The 23,597-nt window shown below is 63.6% G+C and carries 18 protein-coding genes and 3 rRNA genes; 4 read left to right on the plus strand and 17 right to left on the minus strand.

The features are described from left to right. Positions 1-34 precede the first annotated feature (34 nt). Together ACRQEG_RS06955 and ACRQEG_RS06960 are read right to left on the minus strand one after the other, a co-directional pair. Entirely contained in the window at positions 35-1,177 is a 1,143-nt protein-coding gene (locus ACRQEG_RS06955) for a branched-chain amino acid aminotransferase (protein WP_320757876.1), read from the minus strand. A 30-nt stretch (positions 1,178-1,207) separates the two neighbouring features. Then, a complete protein-coding gene (locus ACRQEG_RS06960) occupies positions 1,208-2,278 on the minus strand; it encodes a 3-isopropylmalate dehydrogenase (RefSeq protein ID WP_320757877.1) in 1,071 nt (356 codons plus the stop codon). Positions 2,279-2,454: 176 nt separating this feature from the next. Here ACRQEG_RS06960 and ACRQEG_RS06965 point away from each other — a divergent pair, with 176 nt between their 5' ends. Beyond that, a complete protein-coding gene (locus tag ACRQEG_RS06965; RefSeq protein ID WP_320757878.1) occupies positions 2,455-3,636 on the plus strand; it encodes a thiolase family protein in 1,182 nt (393 codons plus the stop codon). A 59-nt stretch (positions 3,637-3,695) separates the two neighbouring features. Here the strand turns inward: ACRQEG_RS06965 and ACRQEG_RS06970 are convergent, their stop codons facing one another. The 4 genes from ACRQEG_RS06970 to ilvC form a co-directional block, all read right to left on the minus strand. Then, complete coding sequence (locus tag ACRQEG_RS06970) at positions 3,696-5,063, minus strand: PFL family protein (RefSeq protein WP_284901107.1); 1,368 nt, start codon at positions 5,061-5,063, stop codon at positions 3,696-3,698. Positions 5,064-5,187: 124 nt separating this feature from the next. Further along, the gene (locus ACRQEG_RS06975; RefSeq protein ID WP_087071100.1) at positions 5,188-5,454 is read right to left on the minus strand and encodes an ACT domain-containing protein; all 267 of its coding nucleotides are present in this window, start codon (positions 5,452-5,454) and stop codon (positions 5,188-5,190) included. 80 nt (positions 5,455-5,534) lie between these two features. Continuing rightward, positions 5,535-6,350: a DsbA family protein gene (locus tag ACRQEG_RS06980; RefSeq protein ID WP_320757879.1), complete on the minus strand. Its 816-nt coding sequence runs from the start codon at positions 6,348-6,350 to the stop codon at positions 5,535-5,537. 126 nt (positions 6,351-6,476) lie between these two features. Further along, complete coding sequence (gene ilvC, locus ACRQEG_RS06985; protein WP_320757880.1) at positions 6,477-7,505, minus strand: ketol-acid reductoisomerase; 1,029 nt, start codon at positions 7,503-7,505, stop codon at positions 6,477-6,479. Here ilvC and ACRQEG_RS06990 point away from each other — a divergent pair. Then, positions 7,504-7,653 carry a hypothetical protein gene (locus ACRQEG_RS06990; RefSeq protein WP_320757881.1) on the plus strand — a complete coding sequence of 50 codons (150 nt, stop codon included), beginning with the start codon at positions 7,504-7,506 and terminating at the stop codon, positions 7,651-7,653. The genes ilvC and ACRQEG_RS06990 overlap by 2 nt on opposite strands. Here ACRQEG_RS06990 and ilvN read toward each other — a convergent pair. Both ilvN and ACRQEG_RS07000 read right to left on the minus strand, forming a co-directional pair. Continuing rightward, positions 7,650-8,213 carry an acetolactate synthase small subunit gene (ilvN, locus tag ACRQEG_RS06995; RefSeq protein WP_284901101.1) on the minus strand — a complete coding sequence of 188 codons (564 nt, stop codon included), beginning with the start codon at positions 8,211-8,213 and terminating at the stop codon, positions 7,650-7,652. The genes ACRQEG_RS06990 and ilvN overlap by 4 nt on opposite strands. Positions 8,214-8,259: 46 nt before the next feature. Beyond that, positions 8,260-10,062 carry an acetolactate synthase large subunit gene (locus ACRQEG_RS07000; protein ID WP_320757884.1) on the minus strand — a complete coding sequence of 601 codons (1,803 nt, stop codon included), beginning with the start codon at positions 10,060-10,062 and terminating at the stop codon, positions 8,260-8,262. Positions 10,063-10,386: 324 nt separating this feature from the next. On the opposite strand from ACRQEG_RS07000, the gene ACRQEG_RS07005 reads away from it, so the two are divergent. Next, a complete protein-coding gene (locus tag ACRQEG_RS07005; protein ID WP_320757882.1) occupies positions 10,387-11,688 on the plus strand; it encodes a threonine/serine exporter family protein in 1,302 nt (433 codons plus the stop codon). Positions 11,689-11,800: 112 nt separating this feature from the next. Here ACRQEG_RS07005 and ilvD read toward each other — a convergent pair whose 3' ends face one another. The 7 genes from ilvD to rrf (ACRQEG_RS07040) all read right to left on the minus strand — a co-directional run bounded on the left by ilvD (position 11,801) and on the right by rrf (ACRQEG_RS07040) (position 21,323). Then, positions 11,801-13,645: a dihydroxy-acid dehydratase gene (gene ilvD / locus ACRQEG_RS07010; protein WP_435717950.1), complete on the minus strand. Its 1,845-nt coding sequence runs from the start codon at positions 13,643-13,645 to the stop codon at positions 11,801-11,803. Positions 13,646-13,733: 88 nt separating this feature from the next. After that, a complete protein-coding gene (locus tag ACRQEG_RS07015) occupies positions 13,734-14,669 on the minus strand; it encodes an ABC transporter ATP-binding protein (RefSeq protein WP_101595208.1) in 936 nt (311 codons plus the stop codon). Further along, on the minus strand, positions 14,662-15,837 hold the full coding sequence (locus tag ACRQEG_RS07020) for a FecCD family ABC transporter permease (RefSeq protein WP_219619178.1): 1,176 nt from the start codon (positions 15,835-15,837) through the stop codon (positions 14,662-14,664). The genes ACRQEG_RS07015 and ACRQEG_RS07020 overlap by 8 nt, the downstream gene beginning before the upstream one ends. 33 nt (positions 15,838-15,870) lie before the next feature. Continuing rightward, complete coding sequence (locus ACRQEG_RS07025; protein WP_087071105.1) at positions 15,871-17,859, minus strand: amino acid ABC transporter ATP-binding/permease protein; 1,989 nt, start codon at positions 17,857-17,859, stop codon at positions 15,871-15,873. Continuing rightward, positions 17,843-19,648: an ATP-binding cassette domain-containing protein gene (locus ACRQEG_RS07030; RefSeq protein ID WP_087071106.1), complete on the minus strand. Its 1,806-nt coding sequence runs from the start codon at positions 19,646-19,648 to the stop codon at positions 17,843-17,845. Before ACRQEG_RS07030 ends, ACRQEG_RS07025 begins: the two co-directional genes overlap by 17 nt. Positions 19,649-19,784: 136 nt before the next feature. Next, entirely contained in the window at positions 19,785-20,876 is a 1,092-nt protein-coding gene (locus ACRQEG_RS07035) for a heme/hemin ABC transporter substrate-binding protein (RefSeq protein ID WP_159455034.1), read from the minus strand. Between the two features lie 327 nt (positions 20,877-21,203). Beyond that, positions 21,204-21,323, minus strand: a 5S ribosomal RNA gene (gene rrf / locus ACRQEG_RS07040). A gap of 212 nt (positions 21,324-21,535) precedes the next feature. On the opposite strand from rrf (ACRQEG_RS07040), the gene ACRQEG_RS07045 reads away from it, so the two are divergent. After that, the gene (locus ACRQEG_RS07045; RefSeq protein WP_286049047.1) at positions 21,536-23,077 is read left to right on the plus strand and encodes an IS1634 family transposase; all 1,542 of its coding nucleotides are present in this window, start codon (positions 21,536-21,538) and stop codon (positions 23,075-23,077) included. 110 nt (positions 23,078-23,187) lie between these two features. Here the strand turns inward: ACRQEG_RS07045 and rrf (ACRQEG_RS07050) are convergent. Continuing rightward, a 5S ribosomal RNA gene (rrf, locus tag ACRQEG_RS07050) occupies positions 23,188-23,307 on the minus strand. A 103-nt stretch (positions 23,308-23,410) separates the two neighbouring features. Next, positions 23,411-23,597 (minus strand): 23S ribosomal RNA (locus ACRQEG_RS07055); the annotation flags it as partial.

A 23,597-nucleotide genomic window follows, 5' to 3' on the forward strand; every position in this document is an offset into this window, starting at 1 on the left:
ACCCCAGCGCCGCGCGTAACGCCGCCCAACCCCGCTAAGCGATCCGATACATCCACCCGAAGGGATCTTCGCGAGTACCGTTGTGGATGCCGGTGAGCTCTTCGTAAATCCGCTGGGCAACGGTGTGGGTAGGCAGCTCAACGCTGAAATCTTCCCCGGTGAGCTGGCCGATGGCAGTCACTACGGCGGCAGTCCCGCAGGCGAACATTTCCGCCACGCTCCCGTCCTGAATACCGCTCACCACATCGCGCAAAGCGAGAGTATCTTCGCGTACCTCAACTCCGGAGCGGCGCAGCAGCTGCATAATGCACGAGCGGGTATTACCGGGCAGGATATTGCCGGTAAGTTTCGGGGTGGCCACGCTACCGTCGGCATAGACCACAAAGACGTTCATCCCGCCCAGCTCATCGAGGTTCGTGGCGGTTGCGGCGTCGAGGAAAAGAACCTCATCGTAGCCGGCCGCGCTCGCGGTGACCTTGGGCAGCAGCGAGGCGGCGTAGTTCCCGCCGGTTTTCGCCGCGCCCATACCCCCGGGGCCGGCGCGGTGGTAATCAGGCTCTACCCACACCTTGATGGGCTGGAAACCGTTGGGGAAATACGCCCCCGCCGGCGAAGCAAGTACGATGTATTCGTAGGCCGCGGCCGCCCGCACCCCGAGGAAAGCTTCCGAAGCAAAAATGAAGGGTCGCAGGTAGAGAGATTCGCCCTCCGCTCCCGGAACCCAGCGCCGATCCTGGCGCACCAGATCCACCAGCGAGGCCACGAAATCATCTACCGGCAGCTCCGGAATAGCGAGCCGATGCCCGGAGAAGTTCAGACGCGCCCCGTTGTAGCTGGGCCGGAACAGCCACAGCGATCCGTCCGCGTGCCGGTAGGCTTTCAGGCCTTCAAAAACTTCCTGGCCGTAGTGAAGCACCGAGCCGGCTGGGTCCAGGCTGAGCGGCCCGTAGGGCACGATGGCGTGGTTATGCCAGCCTTTTTCCGCGGTCCATGTTGCCCGTGCCATGTGATCGGTGAAGTAGCGGCCGAAACCGGGGCTGGCCAGGACCTGGCTCACCTCTTCTTCGCTGGCCGGGTGCTCATTCGGGTGCACAACGAACCGCCCCGCGAGGCTATCCGCGGGCGCGGGAGTGGTAGCGGCGGCTTCCAGTTCTTCCGGAGTGCTCGGAACGCTCATACCTGAGTCCTTCTTTCTTGGTGGTGATCCTTAACGGTTATCTTCCATAGCGGCGAGAATAGCATCACCGATCTGGGTGGTTGTGCGGTACAACGGCGCTCCGGTGGCCGCGGCCGCGGCGCGCGCTTCCATATCCGCCCTGATAGCCGCCTCGATACGCGCGGCCGGCCCCACCAGCCCGAGGTGGCGCAGCATGAGCGCCACGGAGGCGATTGTCGCCGTCGGATCCGCTTTCCCGGTCCCCGCAATATCCGGCGCTGACCCGTGGATCGGTTCGAACATGGAGGGGAAGTCGCCTTCCGGGTTAATATTTCCCGACGCCGCAAGCCCCACGCCCCCGCTTACCGCCCCGGCTTCGTCGGTCAGAATATCGCCAAAGAGGTTATCTGTCACGATGACATCGAAACGCTGCGGGTCGGTCACCAGGTAAATCGTGGCAGCATCCACATTGCAGTAATCAACGTTTACACTCGGGTACTCCGCGGCCAGGCGGTTCACGGTGCGCTGCCACAGCCCACCCGCGTGCACGAGCACATTGGTTTTATGGACGAGAGTGAGGTGGCGGCGGGGCCGGGATGCGGCCAGCTCGAAGGCGTAACGCACCAAACGCTCAGTTCCGTGAGCGGTGTTTACCGATACTTCCGTTGCCACCTCGGTGGGCATACCGCGGTGAACACTGCCTCCGTTGCCCGAGTACAGGCCTTCGGTTCCCTCGCGCACCACCACTAGGTCAATATTTCCCGGCTCCGCCAGCGGGGTGGGAACCCCGGGGTAGAGCACGCTGGGTCGTAAATTGACGTAGTGGTCAAAGGCGAAGCGTAGCCGCAGCAGGATCTCCCTCTCGAGGATTCCGGCGGGCACCCGTGGATCCCCAATGGCGCCGAGCAGCAGGGCATCATGACCGGCCAGCGCCTCCAGATCCGCAGCGCTCAGGGTTTCCCCGGTATCCAAGTAGCGCTGCGCCCCGATACTATAGGGGGTCACGCTCAGCTCCGTGCCACTTTCTACCAGCGCAGCGCGTAGCACTTTTAGTCCTTCGGGCACGATTTCCGGACCGATGCCATCTCCGGCAATAACAGCAAGATTAATAGAGGCGCGCATATGGATGAGTATACGAGAGTCGTCCAGCTAGTGAGACCAAATCTCTCACTATATGAGATATTCCCGTGTGGGGTGACAGCGTGGAGATGCGCTCTTTCGGGAGGTTAGGTACGTCTCCTGGAGCCGGCGCTCCTCTCCTCGTAGAATTGAATTCTTGAATCTCTGGAGGCAAGGTTATGGCGTTCGATTCCACTATCGTCATTGTCGGCGGTGCTCGCATTCCCACGGGCAAGTTCCGCGGCTACTACGCGAATACTCCCGCGCATCAATTGGGTGCGGCGGCAGCACGCGCCGCCGCGGAGCGCGCGGGTATCTCCATGGCGGATGTGGATGATTTCGTGGTGGGCTGCGTGGGCCAGACCGGTGCTGATGCCTATATTTCCCGCCGTATCGCCCTGGCCGCCGGGGCACGCGCCTCCTCCACTGCCCTGACCGTCAACCGGGTGTGTGGCTCCGGGGTGCAGGCTCTGGCCAGCGCGGCGAGCGCGCTGCGCTCCGGGGACGCGCGCATCGTTATGGCCGGCGGTGCGGAAAATATGACGCGCCAGCCGGTGATGGATTTTTCGCGAGCCGGTCACCTCGACGGGCCGAAGCACGTGGACGGCACTTTTTCACTGATTTCTGATCCGTTCTCAGGCCGGCCCATGGGCTGGACCGCGGAGCGGGTCGCGGAAAAATTCGGTATTTCACGCGCCGAGCAAGATGCTTTTGCGGCCCAGTCCCAAGCCCGTGCCCAGGCCGCCATCACAGCCGGGACTTTTGATAAGGAGCGGGTTCCTTTCACGATTGATGCCGGGGAGCCCACTGAGCGCGTCGTCGTTGCTGAAGAGTATCCGCGCACGGGGGTGACGGTCGAAACGCTCAGCCACCTTTCTCCTGTTTTTGCCGCGCACGGTACCGTGACGGCCGGTAATTCTTCCGGGATTAACGACGGCGCAGCCATGCTTGTCCTCATGCGGGAAGAGGATGCGATTGCGGCGGGTGTAGATATTCTGGGTGAGCTGGTGGATGTGGCGACCGTCGGGGTGGAACCGGAATATATGGGTTATGCCCCGCGCTTGGCTATTGAGAAAGTGCTCGAGCGCACCGGCCTGAGCCGGGCGGATATTGGCTGGGTGGAACTCAATGAGGCTTTTGCTTCCCAGGCGATTGCGGTAATTCGCGACGCGGAGCTGGATCCGGAGATTGTCAATCCGCTGGGCGGGGCGATTGCGTTAGGCCACCCGGTGGGCGCTTCGGGAGCGATTATTTCTCTGCGTGCCCTTCTCAATCAGCGCGAACGCGGGATCGAGCACTCGCTTGTGACGCTGTGCATCGGCGGCGGGCAGGGCATCGCCGCGATTATTCGCGCCCGCTAACCGCTGCCCGCCCCGCCCGGCCCGGCCCCTGCCCTTACGCCGGGTACCACCGCGGGTGCCTAGTTTTTGAAAGCGTGCACCGGCGCCGGGATGGTACCCCCGCGGGAGATGAAGGCCGCGCTGGAGTACGGGCTTACCGGCATTACCGGCGCGCTGCCGAGCAGACCACCGAATTCCACGGTATCTCCTTCGCTCAAGCCGGTAGCGGGGATGACCCGCACAGCGGTGGTCTTGGAGTTCATAATGCCGATAGCCGCTTCATCGGCGATCATGCCGGCGATGGTGGCGGCCGGGGTATCCCCGGGCACCGCGATCATGTCCAGGCCCACCGAGCAAATGGCGGTCATGGCTTCGAGTTTAGCCAGGCTAATAGCGCCGAGCCGCGCGGCTTCGATCATGCCTTCGTCTTCGGAGACCGGGATGAAGGAACCGGAGAGCCCACCCACGTGCGAGCATGCCATGAGCCCACCCTTCTTCACCGCATCATTGAGAAGAGCGAGGGCCGCCGTAGTGCCGTGGGCACCCACGCGTTCCAGGCCCATGGCTTCCAGGGCGCGTGCCACCGAATCACCCACTTCCGGCGTGGGAGCCAAAGAAAGATCAACAACCCCGAAAGGCACCCCGAGGCGCTGCGCGGCAAGCTGACCGACCAATTCGCCCATACGGGTGATTTTAAAAGCGCTGCGCTTGATTTCTTCCGCGAGTTCATCGAAGGATGCACCCTCTGCGGCAGTAATCGCCCGGGTAATAACACCCGGCCCGGATACCCCTACGGAAACCACGCAATCGGGCATTTCTACCCCGTGGAAAGCCCCGGCCATAAAGGGGTTATCCCCCACCGAGTTAGCAAAAACGACCAGCCGAGCAGCCCCGGAGCCTTTATCCGTGCGGGCGGCGAGCTCACAGATGGTCTCCCCCATGCGCGCCACCGCGCTCATATTAATTCCGGCGCGCGAGGTTCCGATATTGACGGAGGAGCACACCACCGATGTGGCGGCCAGCGCGGCGGGAATGGAATCGATAAGCGCCTCATCCGCGCGTGTCATGCCTTTTTCCACCAGGGCGGAGAACCCACCCACGAAATCCACGCCAATTTCCCGGGCGCATTCATCGAGCATAACCGCCCACGGGGTGAGGTCCTTTTCCCCGCTTGCCGCGGCCACCAGGGCAATCGGAGTCACGGAAATGCGCTTATTAATAATGGGGATACCCAGTTCAGCTTCAATTTCCTGCGCCACGGGCACCAGGCGCGCGGCCCGCTCCATAATGCGGGCGCGGGCCCGTTTCCGCGCGCGCTCGCCATCCGAATCCGCACAGTCCAGCAGGGAAATCCCCATGGTGACAGTACGGATATCGAGGCGATCCTCGCGGATCATCGCGAGGGTTTCCAGAATATTTTGGGCAGTGGGCTCACTGCTGGCATACATAGGTATTCTCCCGTTCCTGTACGCAGTCTCGCTTCTGTGCGTAGTTCCCGTGCACGTTGCCGTGCCGGTTCCTGTGCGCCGGCCGGCGTGATACGCACCGGGCCAGCCTATACACCGAACCGGGCTATACGCGATGCATGGCGCGGAAAATGGAATCCGCCTGCACGTGGATCTCGAGTGCTTCAGCGGCACCCAGCTCCGCCATGGCCTGCTGCACCTGGGTGATGGAGCTACCCTCCGGGAGCGCCACTTCGAGGATCATGGTGAAGTACTCATCCATGAGGGTCTGCGTAACGTTGATGATATTCACCCCGAGGCGAGCGAGTTCAGCGGAGACGGCCGCGATAATCCCGGTGCGATCCACGCCGGTCACAGTCATAATGGCTTTCATGGCCTCTATTGTGCCACGCCGCTACGACAGTTTTTCGCCCGCTTCGGCCTGCGCACGCCGCAGCCTGCACTATCGCCGACCTACTTTAGCGGCGCGAGGAACTGGTCCAAGTTGCCGTTATTCGGGTCGCTCACCAGCTTTTCATCAATAACAACGGCGGGAATGTACTTCATTCCGTCAGCGAGGAATTGTTCACGCAGTTGCTTGAGGAGGGGAAGGTACTCATCACCGGCCAACGTGGCACGCAAGCTCTCCAGCTGCGCGTTATCCAGACCCACCCGGGTAGCAAATTCTTCGATAAGAGCCGGGTCAGGTTGCTGGCGTTCAGCCCGATCCACGTGCTTGACCACCGGGATCGAGCCTTCTTTGTAGAGCAGCTCGTGGAAATCGAGGTATTTATCCGGGGCGTTCACCGCAAACCACACTTCGGCCTGCTCACCCTTGACACTGTAGGGCGATTCTTCGAAGCGCATATTCGGGTGGTAGACCAGGGTGATTTTCCCGGCTTTCGCCATGTGGATGAGTTCTTCACCGTGGTCGCGTACCAGGTCATTGCACCAGGGGCACCAATAATCGGAATACACCCGCACCACCGGCTTGCCTTCATTGACACTTCCGGCCACCCCATCAGACCCGATAGAAATACCACCCCATTGATCAAGAGGCGCGGGAATTTTCTCCGTGACCACATTGGCTCCGCGTTGGATAGGAACCAGATGAGCGGGCTCTTTACTCGCGCTCGGAGTCGCGCTGGCGGTGGGCCCGCTGGGCGCCGTCGTACTATCGGTGGTCGCGGCCACGGTAGGTTTCACCCCCGGTGCATCGGACGTATCGGTGCAGGCGGCAAGGCCGAAGGCCAGTACCCCGAGGAAAGCAAAAGCGGAACGACGACGCATCTGCGGCCTTTCTCACAGTAGAACTCAGCTCGTACAAACCGGCCCACCCGCGGTACCTTGCCGCGAGCGGGCCGGTTAACTGGCGCTCATCCTAGCCGCCCCACCTGGGAACGGCAACAGCCGCGCTTAGCGGGCGGTCTGTCCGTCGGTGTAATCGGCATCCACATCGGTATTCCACGCGAACATGGACCGCACCTCACGCCCGGTGGCCTCCAGCGGGTGGCTTTCATGTTCGGCGCGCAGCTTCTTGAATTCGGGGGCGCCGGCATCCTGGTCGTCGATGAAGCGCTTGGCGAAGGAACCGTTCTGGATATCGGCCAGCACTTCCTTCATATGCTCCTTGACGTCCGGGGTGATAACGCGCGGTCCGGATACATAATCACCGTATTCGGCCGTATCCGAGCAGGACCAGCGCTGCTTGGTCAACCCGCCTTCGTTAATGAGATCCACGATGAGCTTGAGTTCGTGACACACCTCGAAGTAGGCCATTTCCGGCTGGTATCCCGCTTCCACCAGGGTCTCGAAACCGTAGGTGATGAGTTGGGAAACCCCGCCGCACAGCACGGTCTGCTCACCGAAGAGGTCCGTTTCGGTCTCTTCCTTGAACGTGGTCTTAATGGCGCCGGCGCGGGTACCGCCAATCGCCGCGGCGTAGGACAGCGCCACATCCCAGGCCTGCCCGGAGGCATCCTGTTCCACGCAAACGAGCACCGGAACCCCGCGACCGTCTTCGTACTGGCGGCGCACCGTATGCCCCGGGCCCTTCGGCGCCACCATGCACACATCGTGGCCGGCAGCCGGCTTGATATAACCGTAGTGAATATTGAAACCGTGGGCGAAGAACACCGCGGCGTCGGGCTTGAGATTCGGTTCGATTTCCGCGGCCCACAGCCCGCGCTGGGTCTGGTCCGGCACCAGAATCATAACGACGTCGGCATCCTTGGTGGCATCGGCCACGGAACGCACCGTCAGGCCCTGCTCCTGCGCTTTCGCCACGGAACTCGAGCCTTCACGCAGACCCACCACCACGTCCACACCGGAGTCGCGCAGGTTGAGCGCGTGGGCGTGCCCCTGCGAACCGTAGCCAATAATGGCAACCTTCTTCGATTGGATGAGGGACAGATCGGCATCGGCATCATGGAAGATTTCTGCCATGTTTTTCTCCTTTTTGTTGGGTCGGGGTCAGGCCCCGCGGTTACGGTTTTTCGGTTTCGGTTTCGTTGCGGTGACGGCACCGCGTTGCGGGCAGGGCCGTATTAAGTACGACGACGCCGCCAGCTGGCCGCGCGCCGCTCTGGCTTAGATGCGCCCGCGGGCGAGCGCTTCCGGGAAGTCCCCCGGGTCACCCGCCATATCGGCGGTAACCCGTTCGGAGAGCGAATGCGCCCCGCGCCCGAGCGCCACGGTTCCCGACTGCACAATTTCCCGAATCCCATAGGGTTCCAGGGCGGCAAGCAGGGCTCCGATCTTGCGGTCGGACCCGGTAGCTTCAATGGTGACAGCATCCGGCACCACGTCCACCACATGGGCGCGGAAAAGGTCCACCGCCTGCACCACGTGAGCGCGGGTCGTATCATCAGCGCCGACTTTAATGAGGACGAGGCGGCGCAGTACCGCTTCCTCACTGTCCAATTCCACGATTTTGATGACATTGACCAGCTTATTGAGCTGTTTGGCCACCTGTTCGAGGGGTTGTACCGCGGCGTCGACCACCACGGTAATACGCGAGAGCGCCGGGTTTTCCGTTTCTCCCACGGCAAGCGAATGAATATTAAAGGCGCGGCGGGCGAAGAGCCCGGCCACCCGCGTGAGCACTCCGGGTTTATTCTCCACCAGTACGGAGAGCGTGTGGCGCTGCGGCATTGTTATCCTTCCTTTCGTGGCGGCTCGAGCGGCTGTAATCCGCTACTCACGCGAAGTTCTCATCCACTTCGGGGCGCAGCCCCTTGGCGTACATAATCTCATCATTGGATACCCCGGCGGCGACCATCGGCCACACTTCCGCATCCGGAGAGGTAATGAAGTCGATAACGACGGGCCTGTCATTTATCTCCATAGCGCGCCGAATGGCGGTATCGACGTCGTCCTTCTTCTCCACGCGCCAGGCCGCGCAATCATAGGCCTCGGCAAGTTTGACGAAATCGGGAACGCGACGGGTGTTATTCCCGGTTTCCAGATCGGTGAAGGAATAGCGACCTTCGTAGAACAGAGTTTGCCACTGGCGCACCATCCCCAGCGAGGAGTTATTAATAACGGCCACTTTGATATTGATGTTATTGAGACGGCAGGTAGCCAATTCCTGATTGGTCATCTGGAAGGAGCCGTCGCCGTCAATCACCCACACGGTGCGCTCGGGCTGGCCGACTTTCGCGCCCATACCTGCCGGAATGCCGTAGCCCATGGTGCCCGCGCCCCCGGAGGAAAGCCAGCGGTGCGGATGCTCGAAACGCAGGAATTGCGAGGCCCACATTTGGTGCTGCCCCACCCCGGTCACCCAGATAGTGTCCTCACTTCCCGCCACCGCGCCCAGGCGTTCGATGACGTACTGCGGGGAGACGAGGCCATCATCCGTGGGGGTGTAGCCAGCCGGATAGGTTTCCCGCAGGCGGTTGAGGTAGCCCCACCACGGTTCCAGATTCGCTTCCCCGTACTGCTCGCGAGCTGCACGCACCTGCGCGAGGAGGGCGGGAACAGATTGAGCCAAATCCCCGATAATCGCCACGTCCGCGGTGCGATTCTTGGACACTTCCGCCGGGTCGATATCAAGGTGGATAACTTTCGCCTGCGGCGCGAAACCGTCAAGCGCCCCGGTTACGCGATCATCGAAACGCGCGCCCAGCGCCACGATGAGATCGCTGCGTTGGAGCGCCCCCACCGCGGGAACGGTACCGTGCATACCCGGCATCCCCAGGTTGTGGGGGTGGGAATCAGGTACGGTGCCGCGGGCGGGCAGGGTGGTGACCACCGGGGCACCGGTGAGCTCGCTCAGCTCCGTGACCTCGCGGGAAACCCGGGCACGCACCGCCCCACCCCCAACGTAGAGCACGGGCCGGCTGGCAGTGGCAATAAGTTGGGCGGCCTCGCGTACCGCCGCGGGATCCGGCTCGCCGGCCGGGCGGTATCCGGGCAGGTCCAAGCGCGGGGGCCACACGAATTCTGTTTCTTGGTTCTGCGCGGATTTCGCGATGTCCACGAGGACGGGGCCGGGGCGTCCGCTCGCCGCGAGGTAAAAGGCTTCGGCCAGGCGTGCCGGAATATCATCGGCGTCGGTTACAAGGAAAGAATGCTTGACCATGGGCATGGTGGCACCCACGATATCGGCTTCCTGGAAGGCATCGGTTCCGATGGCCGCGGCCCCCACCTGCCCGGTGATCGCCACCAGCGGGACGGAATCCATATTGGCATCGAGCAGCGGGGTGACGAGGTTCGTTGCCCCCGGCCCGGAGGTCGCCATAACAACACCTACGCGCCCCGTGGCCAGCGCATAGCCTTCAGCCGCATGGCCCCCACCCTGTTCGTGACGCACCAGGATATGACGGGGTGACTTGCTATCGTACATCGGGTCATAGGTGGGCAAAATGGCTCCGCCGGGCAGCCCGAAGACAATATCAACACCGAGTTCCGCTAGGGTGCGGACGATGGCGCGGGCGCCGTCCATTTTTTCGCGGATCTCACCGGGATGGTCCCGATGGGACGCGGCCGACGCGCCCATCGCGGATGCATTCATCTCGGATGCGGCCATGGTTCCTCCTTCAACCTGATTCACCTGGTTCTTCGGGCCTGTTCTCCTCAAATAACAAGCGGGGTGGCAAGCTGTGGCGGTTGGCGCATAAAAAATCCCCTCACGTGAGGGGAGCGCGCAACCGGTGGTGCGCGCTACCTCACTACGATAATAAGAAGAATCTGAGCCATGCCCTTCAGACTACCGGAGCGGGCTCCACAAACACTAAAAAGATCAATCTGTCTCACATCGTGGATTTTGGTTTCATTGTTCGGACAGTTTTCCGGAGTGTTTCGGGAAGCGTACCCTGGACGCGTGACGTTTTCGCACCGGCCTCCTGCGCCGCAGCACCCTAGCCACCTGCGCTACGCCGCGCGCGCGGTGCTGCGCGCCGGCCTCCTGCTGCTCGCCAGCGGCGCCTCCGCCTACCGAGTGAAACATTCCATGGAACGCACCGCCCACGCCCTGGGAATTCGTACCACCCACGCCCAGGTATCCTTCACCGAAATCACAGTCACCTGCTACGGCTACGGGGATGTGTGCACTCTCACCGGAGAGCAGCGCGCCCTCGGGGTGAACGCCGCCCGTATTGACGCGCTTATTGCTGCCATTGCTACCCTTCCGGATGGCTCGACTCCCACGCAGGTGACAAACACGCTCGACGATGCGATCACGCGAGCGCGCACCTACCCGGCATGGTTGCTCGCCCTGGTATCCGGGGTGGCCTGCGCCTGTTTCTGTTTCCTCAACCGGGGCGGGGTGGTGGAATGCTCCGCGGTCTTCTTCGCGGCGAGCGCGGGGCAGGCGGTGCGCGGCTGGTTAGCCCGCCGCCTCGTTAACCACTTCGGGATTTGGTTCCTGGTAGGAGCGCTAGCCGCGGTACTGTATCTGGCCACGGTTGGGGTGGCCGAAGCGGCGTGGCATATCGCGGTGGTGCACGAAGCCGGGGTGGTGTCTGCACTCCTTTTTCTTATTCCCGGTTTCCCGCTGGTCACCGCAATGCTCGATACTATTCGCGCTGATTTTTCCGCCGGCCTGACCCGCGGAGCCTATGTCACCATGCTCATGCTGGCCGCCGGGATGGCGGTGTGGGTGGTCACTGTCCTCTTCGATACCGATATTGCCCCGCACGCCGCTTACGTGATCCCCGAACCGTGGTTGGCCTTGGCGCGCGGCGCCGCAACCTTCGTGGCCTCCTACGGTTTCGCCATGCTCTTTACCGCGGAGCAGGGCGCGGCGCTGCTGGCCGGCGCTATCGGCGCGATTGTCAACGCCGCGCGCCTCAGCGCCCAGGATGCCGGCTTCTATAATGTGGCCGCGGTTTTCCTCGCGGCCCTGGGCGCCGGGGTACTCGCCCATCTGCTCACTCGCCGCACCCGATTTTCCCGGGTCTCGCTGAGCGTCCCGGCTGTCGTCGTCATGATTCCCGGAGTGGTATTTTTCCGCGGCCTGCACGCCATTAATGCCGGGCAGATTGCCCAGGCCGCCGGCGCGCTCACGAATGTGGTTCTGGTGATTTGCGCGGTGGGTGCCGGGGTGGCCGCCGCGCGCATGATCACGGACCGGCACTGGCTTATGGAGCCGCCCCACGAGCTCAGCCCGGCCTTCGACGAGTAACGAATAGTAACGAACACCGCGCCGAGGCTCGTGTGAACGCGGCACCGTGGAGGTGCCGGGCCGTGACCACCGGCCGCAGCCCGGCCCGCAGCCCGGCGCGCACCGTGGCGCCTTAGTCCACGCGGCCGTCCACCACCCGCACCGCCCCGCGATCCGCCGAGGTGGTCATCATGGCGTAGGCCCGCAGCGCCTTGGAAACATGCCGGTCCCGCTTCTCGGGACGCCAGGGCAGCTCCCCCATCTGGGCGCGCCGCTCAGCCAATTCTTCTTCGGATACATCCATGGCGAGCAGCCGGGTAGGAACGTCGATAATAATACGATCCCCTTCGCGCAGTAGCGCAATATTGCCGCCCGCGGCAGCCTCGGGGGAAACGTGCCCGATGGACAGCCCTGACGTTCCCCCGGAAAAACGCCCATCGGTAATCAACCCGCAGACCTTCCCGAGCCCCAGGCCCTTGAGGTAGGAGGTGGGATAGAGCATTTCTTGCATTCCCGGCCCACCCTTGGGGCCCTCGTAGCGGATCACCACAATATCGCCCGGTTCCACCGCCTTGGACAAAATAAGTTCGACGGCGGCCTCTTGGGAATCGACCACTCGGGCCCGTCCTTCAAAATGGAAAAGCTCTTCGCTAATTCCGGCCGTCTTAATAACCGCACCGTCTTCCGCGAGGTTCCCGCGCAGGACGCACAGCCCGCCATCCTCGGTATAGGCGTGATCTGCGCTGCGAATACACCCGTGTTCCCCGTCCACATCCGGGCTTTCCCAGGTGGAGTCCTGCGAAAATGCGCGGGTAGTGCGCACATTCCCCGGCGCGGCGCTGAAAAGATCACGGGCCTGCTCCGAGGGCGCCACCCCGCGAATATCCCAGGTTTCCAGCCAGGATTTCAGATCATCGGAATGCACCGAGTGCACCGAATCATCGAGCATCCCCGCCCGGTACATTTCCCCGAGCAGCGCCGGAATCCCGCCGGCGCGGTGGAAGTCCTGAATATGGAATTCGGTGGAATTTGGGGCAAGCTTAACCATGCAGGGCACTCGCCGCGAGAGCGCATCAATATCCGCAAGCGTGAAATCCACATGGCCTTCCTGGGCAATGGCCAAAATATGAAGCACGGTATTGGTGGAGCCCCCCATGGCCACATCCATGGACATGGCATTGGTAAAAGCCGCCTTCGTCATAATATTGCGCGGTAGCACGCTGGCGTCGTCGTCGTTATAAAAACGTTTCGTGAGCGCAACGATACGTTTCCCGGCCTCTTCGAAAAGCCGGCGGCGCCGGGTGGCGGTGGCAAGGGTGGAACCGTTGCCGGGCAGGGACATGCCCAGCGCTTCGGTTAGGCAATTCATGGAATTCGCGGTGAACATTCCCGAGCAGGAACCGCAGGTGGGACAGGCGTTTTCCTCCACGCGCGCGAGTTCATCGTCCGTGATGGAATCGTCCACGGCCAGGGCCATAGCGTCGATGAGGTCAATATTATGATCGACGACGCCTTCCACCGGCTTGCCCGCCTCCATGGGCCCACCGGACACAAAAATAGTGGGAATATTCAGGCGCATGGCGGCGATGAGCATGCCGGGCGTGATTTTATCGCAATTCGAAATGCAAACGAGGGCGTCCACGGTATGCGCATTGCACATATATTCGATGGAGTCGGCAATAATTTCGCGGCTGGGCAGCGAGTAGAGCATGCCCTCGTGGCCCATGGCGATGCCGTCGTCCACGGCAATGGTATTAAATTCGCGCGCCACCCCGCCGTTCGCCTGGATCACGTCCGCCACGATTTTCCCGACGTTGCGCAGGTGCACGTGCCCGGGAACGAATTGGGTGAAGGAATTAGCGATAGCAATAATCGGTTTTCCGAAATCTTCCGAGCCCATCCCGGTGGCGCGCCAGAGCGCCCGCGCCCCGGCCATATTCCGGCCTGTTGTTGAGGTTGCCGATCGCAGCTGCGCCATTATTCCCCTTCGTATCGTGTGTTGTGGTGGCGGGCGGTGCCGCCGTGGTCCTTAGTCTAGCCGTGTCCACGTAGTGAGAATTGCTTTCTCACTTTTCGGACGTGGTTGCGGTGGTGGTCGCGGTGGTAGGAACGACGACGATGGTCCCATCCCGCAGCGTCTCCACTCGGATCGGCCATTCGTATACCCGGGTGAGTAGCTCAGAAGTGAGTACCTGGCGCGGGGTGCCGGCCGCTTCCACCCGGCCGTGGCGCAAGAGGACCACGTCATCGCAGAGCGCGCCGGCCAGTTGAATATCGTGCAGCACGGCGACGACGGTGTGCCCGCCTGCAGCCAGGCGCCGGCACAGCTCGAGGAGGCGCTGCTGGTGGGAAATATCGAGGGCGGCGGTCGGCTCATCGAGGAGCACCACCCCGGCGCGCTGGGCGAGCACCCGCGCGAAAGTAACGCGGGCCTGTTCGCCGCCCGAGAGGCGGGTGACATCGCGGTCCTGGAGGTGGGTGACGTCGGCGGCGCGCAGGGCGGCGTCGATAATGGCGGCGTCCGCGGCTCTGCCGGTGCCGGCCCCGTTCTGGGTACTGGTGCTTGCACCTGCCGCGCCGTTTCCACGCCCGGCGCCGTTGCCCCGTGCCGCGCCGCCGCCTCGCCCGGCCCCGTTCCCCCGTGCCGCGCCGTTTCCGGATCCGAGGCCCATGGCCACCAGGTCGCGCACCAGGTAGGCGAAGGGGAAGGTGGAGTTTTGCGGCATGACGGCGCGCAGGCGCGCCAGCTCCCGCCAAGAGAGAGAGGTAACCGCGGTGGTGCCGATACGGACCTGCCCGGAAGTGGGGCTGAGGTCGCCGGCGAGCAGGGAAAGCAGGGTGGATTTTCCGGTGCCATTGGGGCCGAGCACCCCGAGGACCCGCCCGGGGCGCGCGGTAATGCTGACGTCGTGGAGAACCCGGTGGGTACCGTAGGCGAAATTGAGGTGCTCGGCGCGAAGCTCCCCGGCCGGCCCACCCACCGCGGAGAAAAGATCAACCACGGGCACCTCGCAGGTTCTTGCGCAGCAGGATGAAGAAGGTGGGGCCGCCCACCAGCGCGGTGAAGATTCCGATGGGGAGTTCCGCGAAGGGCACGAGGGTGCGGGCCGCGAGGTCGGCGTAGGTGAGGAGCACCGCTCCGCCCAGGAGCGCGGCGGGGATGAGCATCCGATTCATGGGGCCCATGAGGAGGCGCAGCACGTGCGGGACAATGAGGCCCACGAAGCCGATCACGCCGGCGAAGCACACGGCGGCGGCGGTGAGGATGGCGGTGAGCACGATGGCGGAAGCGCGCAGGGCGGCGACGTTCACGCCCACGTGCCCGGCTTCGCGCTCCCCCAGGCTGAGCAGGTCGAGGCGGCCGGCCAGCGCGAGGGCGCCAAGGATACCGATGCCAACCACCGCGCCCACCACGGCGACCTGGAACCAGGAGGCTCCAGCCAGCGATCCCATCTGCCAGAACACGATTTGTTCGCGGGCATTGGTATCGGCCAGGTAGGTGGCGATGGAGGTGAGGGCGGAGGCCACCGCGGTCACGGCGATGCCGGTGAGCACCAGGGTGAGAGTTTCAGCGCGCCCGTGCGAGCGCGCCAGCAGGTAGACGGTGGCGGAGGTGACGAGCCCGGCAGCGAAGGCTCCTAGCGGTACCGAGAAACCGCCCAAGGCTCCGGGAACAAAGACCATGGTGAGGGCGGCCCCGAAAGCACATCCGGAGGACACCCCGATAATTCCCGGTTCGGCCAACGGGTTGGAGAAGACCGCCTGCATAACGGCGCCGGCCACCGCGAGCGCCCCGCCCACCAAAACGCCTAAGCAGATGCGGGGGAAGCGAATATTCCAGAGCGCCGCCATGACGAGGGGATCTTCCGGGGGCGCGGCCAGCCCGAAGCGGGCGGCGATACCGCGCCCTACATCTCCCACGGTGACGGGGAATTGGCCCAGGTGTGCGGAGAGGAGCATACCCAAAGCGAGGAGCACGGTGAGGATGAGGAACGTCCAGAAGCGCCGGTGGCGGCGTGCTTTTATGCCGGCGGGCACCGCGGGGAGCGCTGGCATGGCTGACGCTCCGGGTGCTCCCGGCGTGCCCGGCTCCGCGGGCATAGCTGGCGCGCCGGGCACCGCGGAGAGCGCGGTGGCCGCGTGCCCCTGGTTGCCGCGCTGTCCACTCATCCTGTCTATCTTGCCTTAATGTTGTACGGAGCGCTAATGGCGCGGCGCCCGGGGCGCGTTTTCTGCCGTAGTCTCCGGCTGCGCGGCAGTATCCTCCGCCGTCTCGCGGTGCGCCGCCCCTTCCACCGCTGCGCCGTTCTCCCGCACGGCTTCCCGCACCCGCGCTTCGGTGATCTCGGCGGGCGGGCCGGCCAGCACCAGGCGCCCGCCGGAGAGCACCGCCACGGTATCGGCTTCGCGCACCGCATCGAGGCGGTGGCTCACTTCAATAATGGTGGCCTCGGGCAGGGCGGCGCGCAGATTGGCGCGGATGCGCGCTTCAAGTTCGCTATTGAGGGCCGCGGCGAATTCATCAAGGATGAGGACGGCCGGGTGCATGAGAACCGCGCGGGCCAGGCACAGGCGCTGCACCTGCCCGCCCGAAAGCGCATATCCGGTGGGCCGCCCGTGCGAGGTACCGCCTCCCACCCGGGTATTCAAGCCGTCCGGCATGGCCCGCACATCGCTATCCAGCCCGGCCACGCCGAGGGCGCGCCACAGCTCAGTTTCGGTGGCCTTCGGTACCCCGAGCCGCAGATTATCGGCGATGGTCCCGGCCACAATCTGGCTTTTTTGAGACACCCCCACCACGCAGGCATGCAACGAAGCGACCTTGAGGTCCGTGGTGGGAATCCCGCCGATGCGCACCATCCCGGATGTCGGGTCATCGTAGCGTTCCACCAGATGCACCAGGGTGGATTTACCCGAGCCGGAACGCCCGGCCAGCACTGTATGGGAACCGGCGGGAATACGCAGGCTCACTCCGCGCAGCACCTCGCGCTCGCGCTCCGGGTAGGCGTAGTGGACGTCGTCGAATTCCACGGAGAGGCCGCGTTCGGGCATGAGGATCCCGGGGCCGTCCGGGCACGGCTGGGGCGCGTGCGCGAGGGCATAGATACGCCGCGCGGCCGCGAGCGAGGCATCGAGGGACGACGCCGCATCTTCGAGAGCCTGGGGGCCTTCCCATACCCGCAGCGCCGCCACCGCGCCGGCCGCCGCGAGCGGCAACGAGATACTCGGGTCACTCACTCCCACCGCGATAATCCACGCCGCGCTCATACCGGCGGCAATAATATTGGCCCCGCGGCGCAGCCCGGCCACCCAGGCCGGGAAAGATCCACCGGTGGCGACTTTCGCACCCAGGGCCGCTGTTTCGTCCATCCGGTCGGCGGTGCGGCCGAAGACGAGCACGTCTTCGAGGCCGTAGAGCGAATCGGTCACATGCGCGGCCAGATCGGCGCGGGCGGCGAGTTGCGCCGTCGTCGCATCAATCGCGCGCCGGGTACCCACGTAAGGGATAACCGCAAGTGCTAGAGCCGCGGCCACGGCCGGCAGCGCCATCGCGTGCCACCCGAGTAGCGCGCCGCCCACCAGCAGCGCCGCGGGGGTGAGCACGTAGGCGCAGACCACCGGCGCCACAGTATGGGCGTAGACCACTTCAATGCGGTCAATATCGCGAGTGAGGGAGGCAACGATATCCCCCGAACGCGAGCGCGCCATAATCCCGGGGGCCTTGGGCCACAGGCCGGCAAAAACGCGGGTGCGCAGCAGTTCGAGGGCCCGGAAGGCCACGTAGTGCCCGGTGAATTGTTCGAGGTAGCGCAGGGCGGCTTTGAGGAGCGCGAGGAGAGCCACGAACCAGAGGAAGCCCGCTCCCCCGCCGCTGCTCACGGCCGCCACCATCCCGTAGGTCGCCACCGCGAACAGCCCAATATCGGCCACCTGGCCGGCGGCCCGGCACAGGGTGGACAGGGCGAGCGGGCCGTGGACGGGGCGGGTGAGGGAAAGCAACCAGCGCAGCACGGTGCGCAACCCCGGCGCGGCGCCGCTTGTTACGCGGACGGCGCCGTTATTCTCGCGCGCACCATTCCCGCGCAGCACGGCGCCGTTATCCTCGCGCGCACCATTCCTGCGCTGCACGGCGCCGTTATTCTCACGCGCATCATTCCCGCGCAGCGCGGCTTTATTACTCGGCGTGGACATCACTGACCTCCTCGAGAATTCCGTCGCGGACCCGCACCACCCGGTCCGCCAGCGCCGCCAAGGCGGGACGGTGCGTGACCATGACGAGCGTATACTCGGGCCCCAGCCCCGCCAGCGCCGCACAAATCCGGTCTTCGGATTCGAGGTCTACCTGCGCGGTGGGCTCGTCGAGCAGCAGCAGGGTGCGCCCGGCCAAAAACGCCCGCGCCAGCGAAATACGCTGCGCCTGCCCGCCGGAAATCAAAGCGGAATCCTCCCCGAGGTAGGTATCGAGCCCCTCCGGCATCCGCGCCACGTCCTCGTCCACCTGCGCGCGCCGCAGTGCCTCCCACATCTGTTCCGCGGTGGCATCCGGGCGCGCCAGGCGCAGGTTATCTGCAATAGTTCCGGTAAACATCCACGTTGTTTGGGCGACGACGGCGCTGCGCGCGCGCAACTGCGCCAGGTCACCACTCTCAGCATCCACGTGGACCTCGCCAATCTGCACACTCCCGGCTTGCGGGCGCAGGGCTCCGCGCAGCAGCGCGAGCAGGGTGGATTTCCCGGCTCCGCTCACTCCCACAATCGCGAGGCGTTCCCCGCGCGCCACGCGCAGATTCACCGAGGTCAGCACCTCTTCACGCCCGTAATTCACCGCCGCGTTAGTCACGGTGATCAGCGGGGCGGCGCTGGCGGGCGGGGTGGCGCCGTCACTCTCAGCCGCACCTGAATCCTCAACGGTGCTGGGAGCCGCAGCTGCGCCGTCGTGCACTATACGCGGAGCGATGGCGAGGTACCGGGTGATGGCTTTTTGGGCGGCGCGCCCGCCCATCCCGATGTAGAAGAAGCCCGCTACCTGCGAGAGCGGTTCAAGGAGAACCACCGCGAGGAGGGCCACGGCGAGGGCTTCCCACGGGGCGAGGTGCGCGGCGCGGGCGGTGGTGAGCCCGGCGGTCAGGCAGATGAGGAGGAGCCCGACCAGGCCGTCCATCACGATAATGACGATTTGGTTGCCGGCCAGCATCCGCATAATGGCGCGGCGGTTCGCTTCGCCGCGGCGGGCCAGGTCGGCTTCGGTGCGTTCCCCGGCGTTAAAGAGGCGGATGGTGGTCATATTGCGGATGGCGTCGAGATAGCTATCCACGAGGGTGTCGCGCGCGCGGCGCGATTCGGTAGACGCGCGGCGAAAGAAACGGAAGAAGAGGCCGATGCCGGCGGGGATAAGCGGGAGGGCCGCCATCACGCCGAAGCCGATCACCGGGTCAATGGCGATCCCGATAAAGGCGAGAGTGAGGAACGGGGCGAGCAACGCACCAATGGTGGTGCCCACGTAACCCTGCCGGTAATTGGTGATGCGCTCGACGCTATCGGTGAGGAGCGGGAGGAGGCGCCCAGCAGTATAGGGCGTGGGGGTGCCGGTGCGGGCGAGCGCGAAGGTGCGTTCGAGGAGCCGGCCGCGCAGCCGGCGTTCCTCCGCGCGGGCTGCCCCGGTGCTGCCCACTCGTTCGGCTAGCGCGCAGGCGGCGGCCAGGGCGAAGAAGCCGGCCGCGAGCCAGAGGTGGCCGGTACTCAGCGGTGCCGCGCTGGTGTGAGCCGCCGTCACGTACCCGGCAATAATCGCCGCGATGGTGGCCAGGCGCAGGCAGGCCGCGATGAGCGCGGCGCGGCGCCCGGGGGCGGAAATCGGATCCGCCCCGCGTGAGCGAGGGCGCTGCCGTGAGCTCGGGCCTTGTGTCGACCGGGCGGCATGCCCGGCCGGCGAAGAATGCGGATGTCCCTCGCGCGAGCTGGGGCGCTGGGCCACGGTCATCCTCTCACTATCCTTTCGTATTATCCCTTCGCGGTGCGCTACCGCGGGCACCCTGCCCGCCCGCGTTTCCCACGCCGCGTGGCGTGTTCCCACTACGTGCCGGCTATGCGTTCCCACCGCTGCCGGCGTTGTGCCGCTACTGGGCAGTGTAAAGCGCCTGGCCCATCGCGCGAATAAGATCGCCACTTTGCGGACCGAATCCGAGGGAAAGGTTATCGGGGATGGCGAGCACGCGCCGCTTCTTCCCGGCGTCGGTTTGCGAGATCCCGGGTTGGCCTTCGAGCGCCTCGATCCCGCCGAGTGCGCCCAGCCCATTGGTCATCACGATAATAACTTCGGGGTTGGCCACGAGCAGCGCTTCCTGGCTGGCTGGCCGGGCCTTGGTGACTCCCGCTTCCCCGGCCATATCGCGCCCGCCCACCGCGTCAATCACGTCGCTGGCACCCGATTCGCTCCCGAGCAGCATAAACAGCCCGGCCTGGGGGCGAATATTGAGGAAGACCATGCGCAGCGGGTCGGCCGGGGCCAGCTGGGCGACGTCGATCCGCGCCTGCGCGATGGATTGGGAAATCTGGGCGGCCAGTTCTTCGCCCGCCTGCCCGGCTCCCACGGCGCGGGCGACTTCCGCCGCGCGGGCGGGCGCGTCGTCGAACTTTGTTGCGCGCGTAAGCCGCACCACCGGAATACCGGAGGCTTCGAGTTGCGCGAGGGCACCTTCGGCCCCGCGGATCGTGCCGTCGGTGAGGATCAGGGTTGGGGCGAGGCGCAGTACTGCCTCGGCGTTCACGCTGTGCCCGCTCTCGGTGACGACCGGAACGTCCGCGAGGCTCGGCTCCGTATCGGATACGGTGCGGCCCGCGATGGTGGTGCCCAGCCCGAGGGCGAGGAGCGTTTGCGAAATCGCGGCGGACATATCGAGGGTCACCACGCGCGACGCATCGGTCACGGTCACTTTCGCGCCACTGGCGTCCGTGATGGTGACGGGGAGGTTGACGGCGGCGGGCTGCGCCGGATGCGGTTCGGGGAGTGGATCGACGCTCACCATTCCGGTGAGGCTGCGCGGATCGGGCACGGCTACCGCGGTGGTGGTGGGCGCGGATGCTTGCGCTTCAGCAGCCGGTGCGGATGCGGCGCCTTCTTTCGGGGAATTCCCTTCGGTTTTCCCGGTGGTTCCGCAGGCGCCCAGGGCGAGTGCGAGCACCGCGCACAGCGCTCCCCAACGTTTCATTCTTACCTCCATTTCGCGTGTACCTAAGGTACGACGGCGCAGCTAGCCCCCGCGAGCAACCCGCGTGCATGTCGCTATCCGAAGGCGGCGCGCCGATCATGTATCGGACGGTACCACACCCTTACGACAAGGTTGAGCCCTGGCGACGCATCCGCCCAACTGTCGCTATGTGAGCGGATCCGGGTACACACCTTTCCGGCTGGTGACGCTTTGGATCAGCTTCTTTGCTGAGACCATTTCACCTATTCCCTTCGCCGGCTCTTCGGGTTAAATGGGTGTGTGGGGTGCCAGCCCCAAACAGGACTAACACCCCACACACAAGAAACATGGCGGCAGTGACCTACTCTCCCACACCCCACCGAGTGCAGTACCATCAGCGCAAACAACCTTAGCTACCGGGTTCGAAAAGGAGACCGGGCGTATACCCTTGCCGCTATAACCACCGCCACAACCAAACAAACACCAACCAACCCGCGGTGGCCAGTCATCGCACAGTGAACGCAAACATACCTATCTCACGCAAAGAATCTCTCACACATTATTTTTCCTGACTTGGCTCATTTTGGCGTGATAGGTTTCATATTGACGTTGTGGCCTGGGGTTTTGTCTCGTTCGTGGGTGAAATGTCGTACTAACGGGTTGGGGGTAGGCTATGTGGTATGCCACGACCCCGGATTCGTACCGTGATAACCAAGTCGGGCGCTACCGCGGTACAAGTCGTGTGGCGTTACGTGGATCGCAAGCCCGTACTCGAGCACATTGGTTCAGCCCACACGCCCGGTGAACTCGCGCTCTTAAAAGCCCAGGCCCAGCGCTTGATCGACGGGGACCAGCTCTCTTTAGACCTGGAGACGGGCGTTGAGACAGCGCCGACGCGCGTGGCTAGTGGTTCGGTGGATAATCCCTTGACCGTGGCCAGCTCGCGTGCCGGCTACCTCCTCGACGCGATCCGTGGGGCTTTTGATTTCCTGGAACTAGGCCCGCCAACCAATCATGACCCGGTGTTCTACGATCTGGTGGCCGCCAGGATTATCCACCCGGGCTCCAAGTTTGATTCCATCGAAACTCTCGCCGAAGTCGGGGCAGGCTCGGCTTCGTATTCCACGATTAAACGCCACCTGCCCCGTTACGCGGAAGAAGAATTCCGTGACAGAATCACGGCCACGCTAGCAAGGCATGCGGGTATCGGGCCAGGCGTTCTCGTCCTTTACGATGTAACAACCTTATATTTCGAGACGGATAAAGAAGACGAGTTACGTAAACCTGGCTATTCGAAAGAACGCCGTATTGACCCGCAGATCACGGTCGGGATGCTCACCGACGCCTGCGGGTTGCCGTTGGCGATTGGTGGGTTTGAAGGAAACCGGGCCAAGACCCACACGATGCTACCCATGATTGAACGCCTCAGGCGTGTCTACCGGCTTACCGATATCACGGTTGTGGCTGATGCGGGAATGTTCTCAGCTTCTAACAAGCAAGAGATTATCGGGGCTGGTCTGGGCTATATTCTGGGCACGAAAGAACGTGATATCCCTGTCCCTATCGCAAAGTGGCGTGAAGAGAATCCGGGTAAAGACTATGTGGATGGTCAGGTCTGGCGCCAAGAAAACCATGCTAGCAAAGCCGCTGGCCAGGGTGTGGGTGTGGTGGAGTCGGTTGTTTATTATCAGTACTCGAAGGATCGGGCTCGGCGCACGCGGCGGGGTGTGAAAGAACAGTTAGACAAGGCCAGGCGTGCGGTGGAAGGGAAAATACCGGTCAAGCGTAACCGGTATGTTGACTTGCAAGCTCCCAATAAGCGCGTGAACCAGGCATTAGCGGATAAGCATCTTGCGTTGGCTGGGATTAAGGGATATGAGACGAATCGGTTGGATTTGGATGCTGGTGCGGTGATCGGGTTTTATCGCCAGTTATTCCGTATCGAGAAGGCTTTCCGGATGGCGAAGTCGGATTTACGGGCGCGTCCGATCTTTCACCGTAAAGAAGACTCGATCCAGGCGCATTTAACGATTGTGATGGTAGCGATGGCGTGCGGGCATGTTCTTGAGCAGTCCACGGGTGTGTCGTTGAAACGGTTGGTGCGGACGTTGAAGAAGTACCGCTCGTTCACGCTTGAGGTCGGCGGGCAGGTCGTTCATGCTCGCACCCCGCTGCCGGCGGACGTGGCCGTGCTTATCGAGTCACTGCCAAAGTCGCACTAAATGAGCCAAGTCAGGTTTCACCTATTCCCTTCGCCGGCTCTTCGGGTTAAATGGGTGTGTGGGGTGCCAGCCCCACAACAGGACTAACACCCCACACACATAAGAAAATATGGCGGCAGTGACCTACTCTCCCACACCCCACCGAGTGCAGTACCATCAGCGCAAACAACCTTAGCTACCGGGTTCGAAAAGGAGACCGGGCGTATACCCTTGCCGCTATAACCACCGCCACAACCAAACAAACACCAACCAACCACATGGTGGCCAGTCATCGCACAGTGAACGCAAACACACATAATCTCACGCAAAACAAACAAAAGCAACCTGTCAATGTTGATTTTGGTTATCGGTCCATTAGTACCAGTCAACTAAACACCTCACAATGCTTACATCCCTGGCCTATCAACCCGATCATCAACCGGGGACCTCACCCACCCCAAAAGGTGGAACGAGAACTAATCTCGAAGCAGGCTTCCCGCTTAGATGCTTTCAGCGGTTATCCCTCCCGAACGTGGCCAAC

This window comes from Actinotignum stranguriae, from assembly GCF_051265215.1.
GTDB lineage: Bacteria > Actinomycetota > Actinomycetes > Actinomycetales > Actinomycetaceae > Actinotignum > Actinotignum schaalii_C.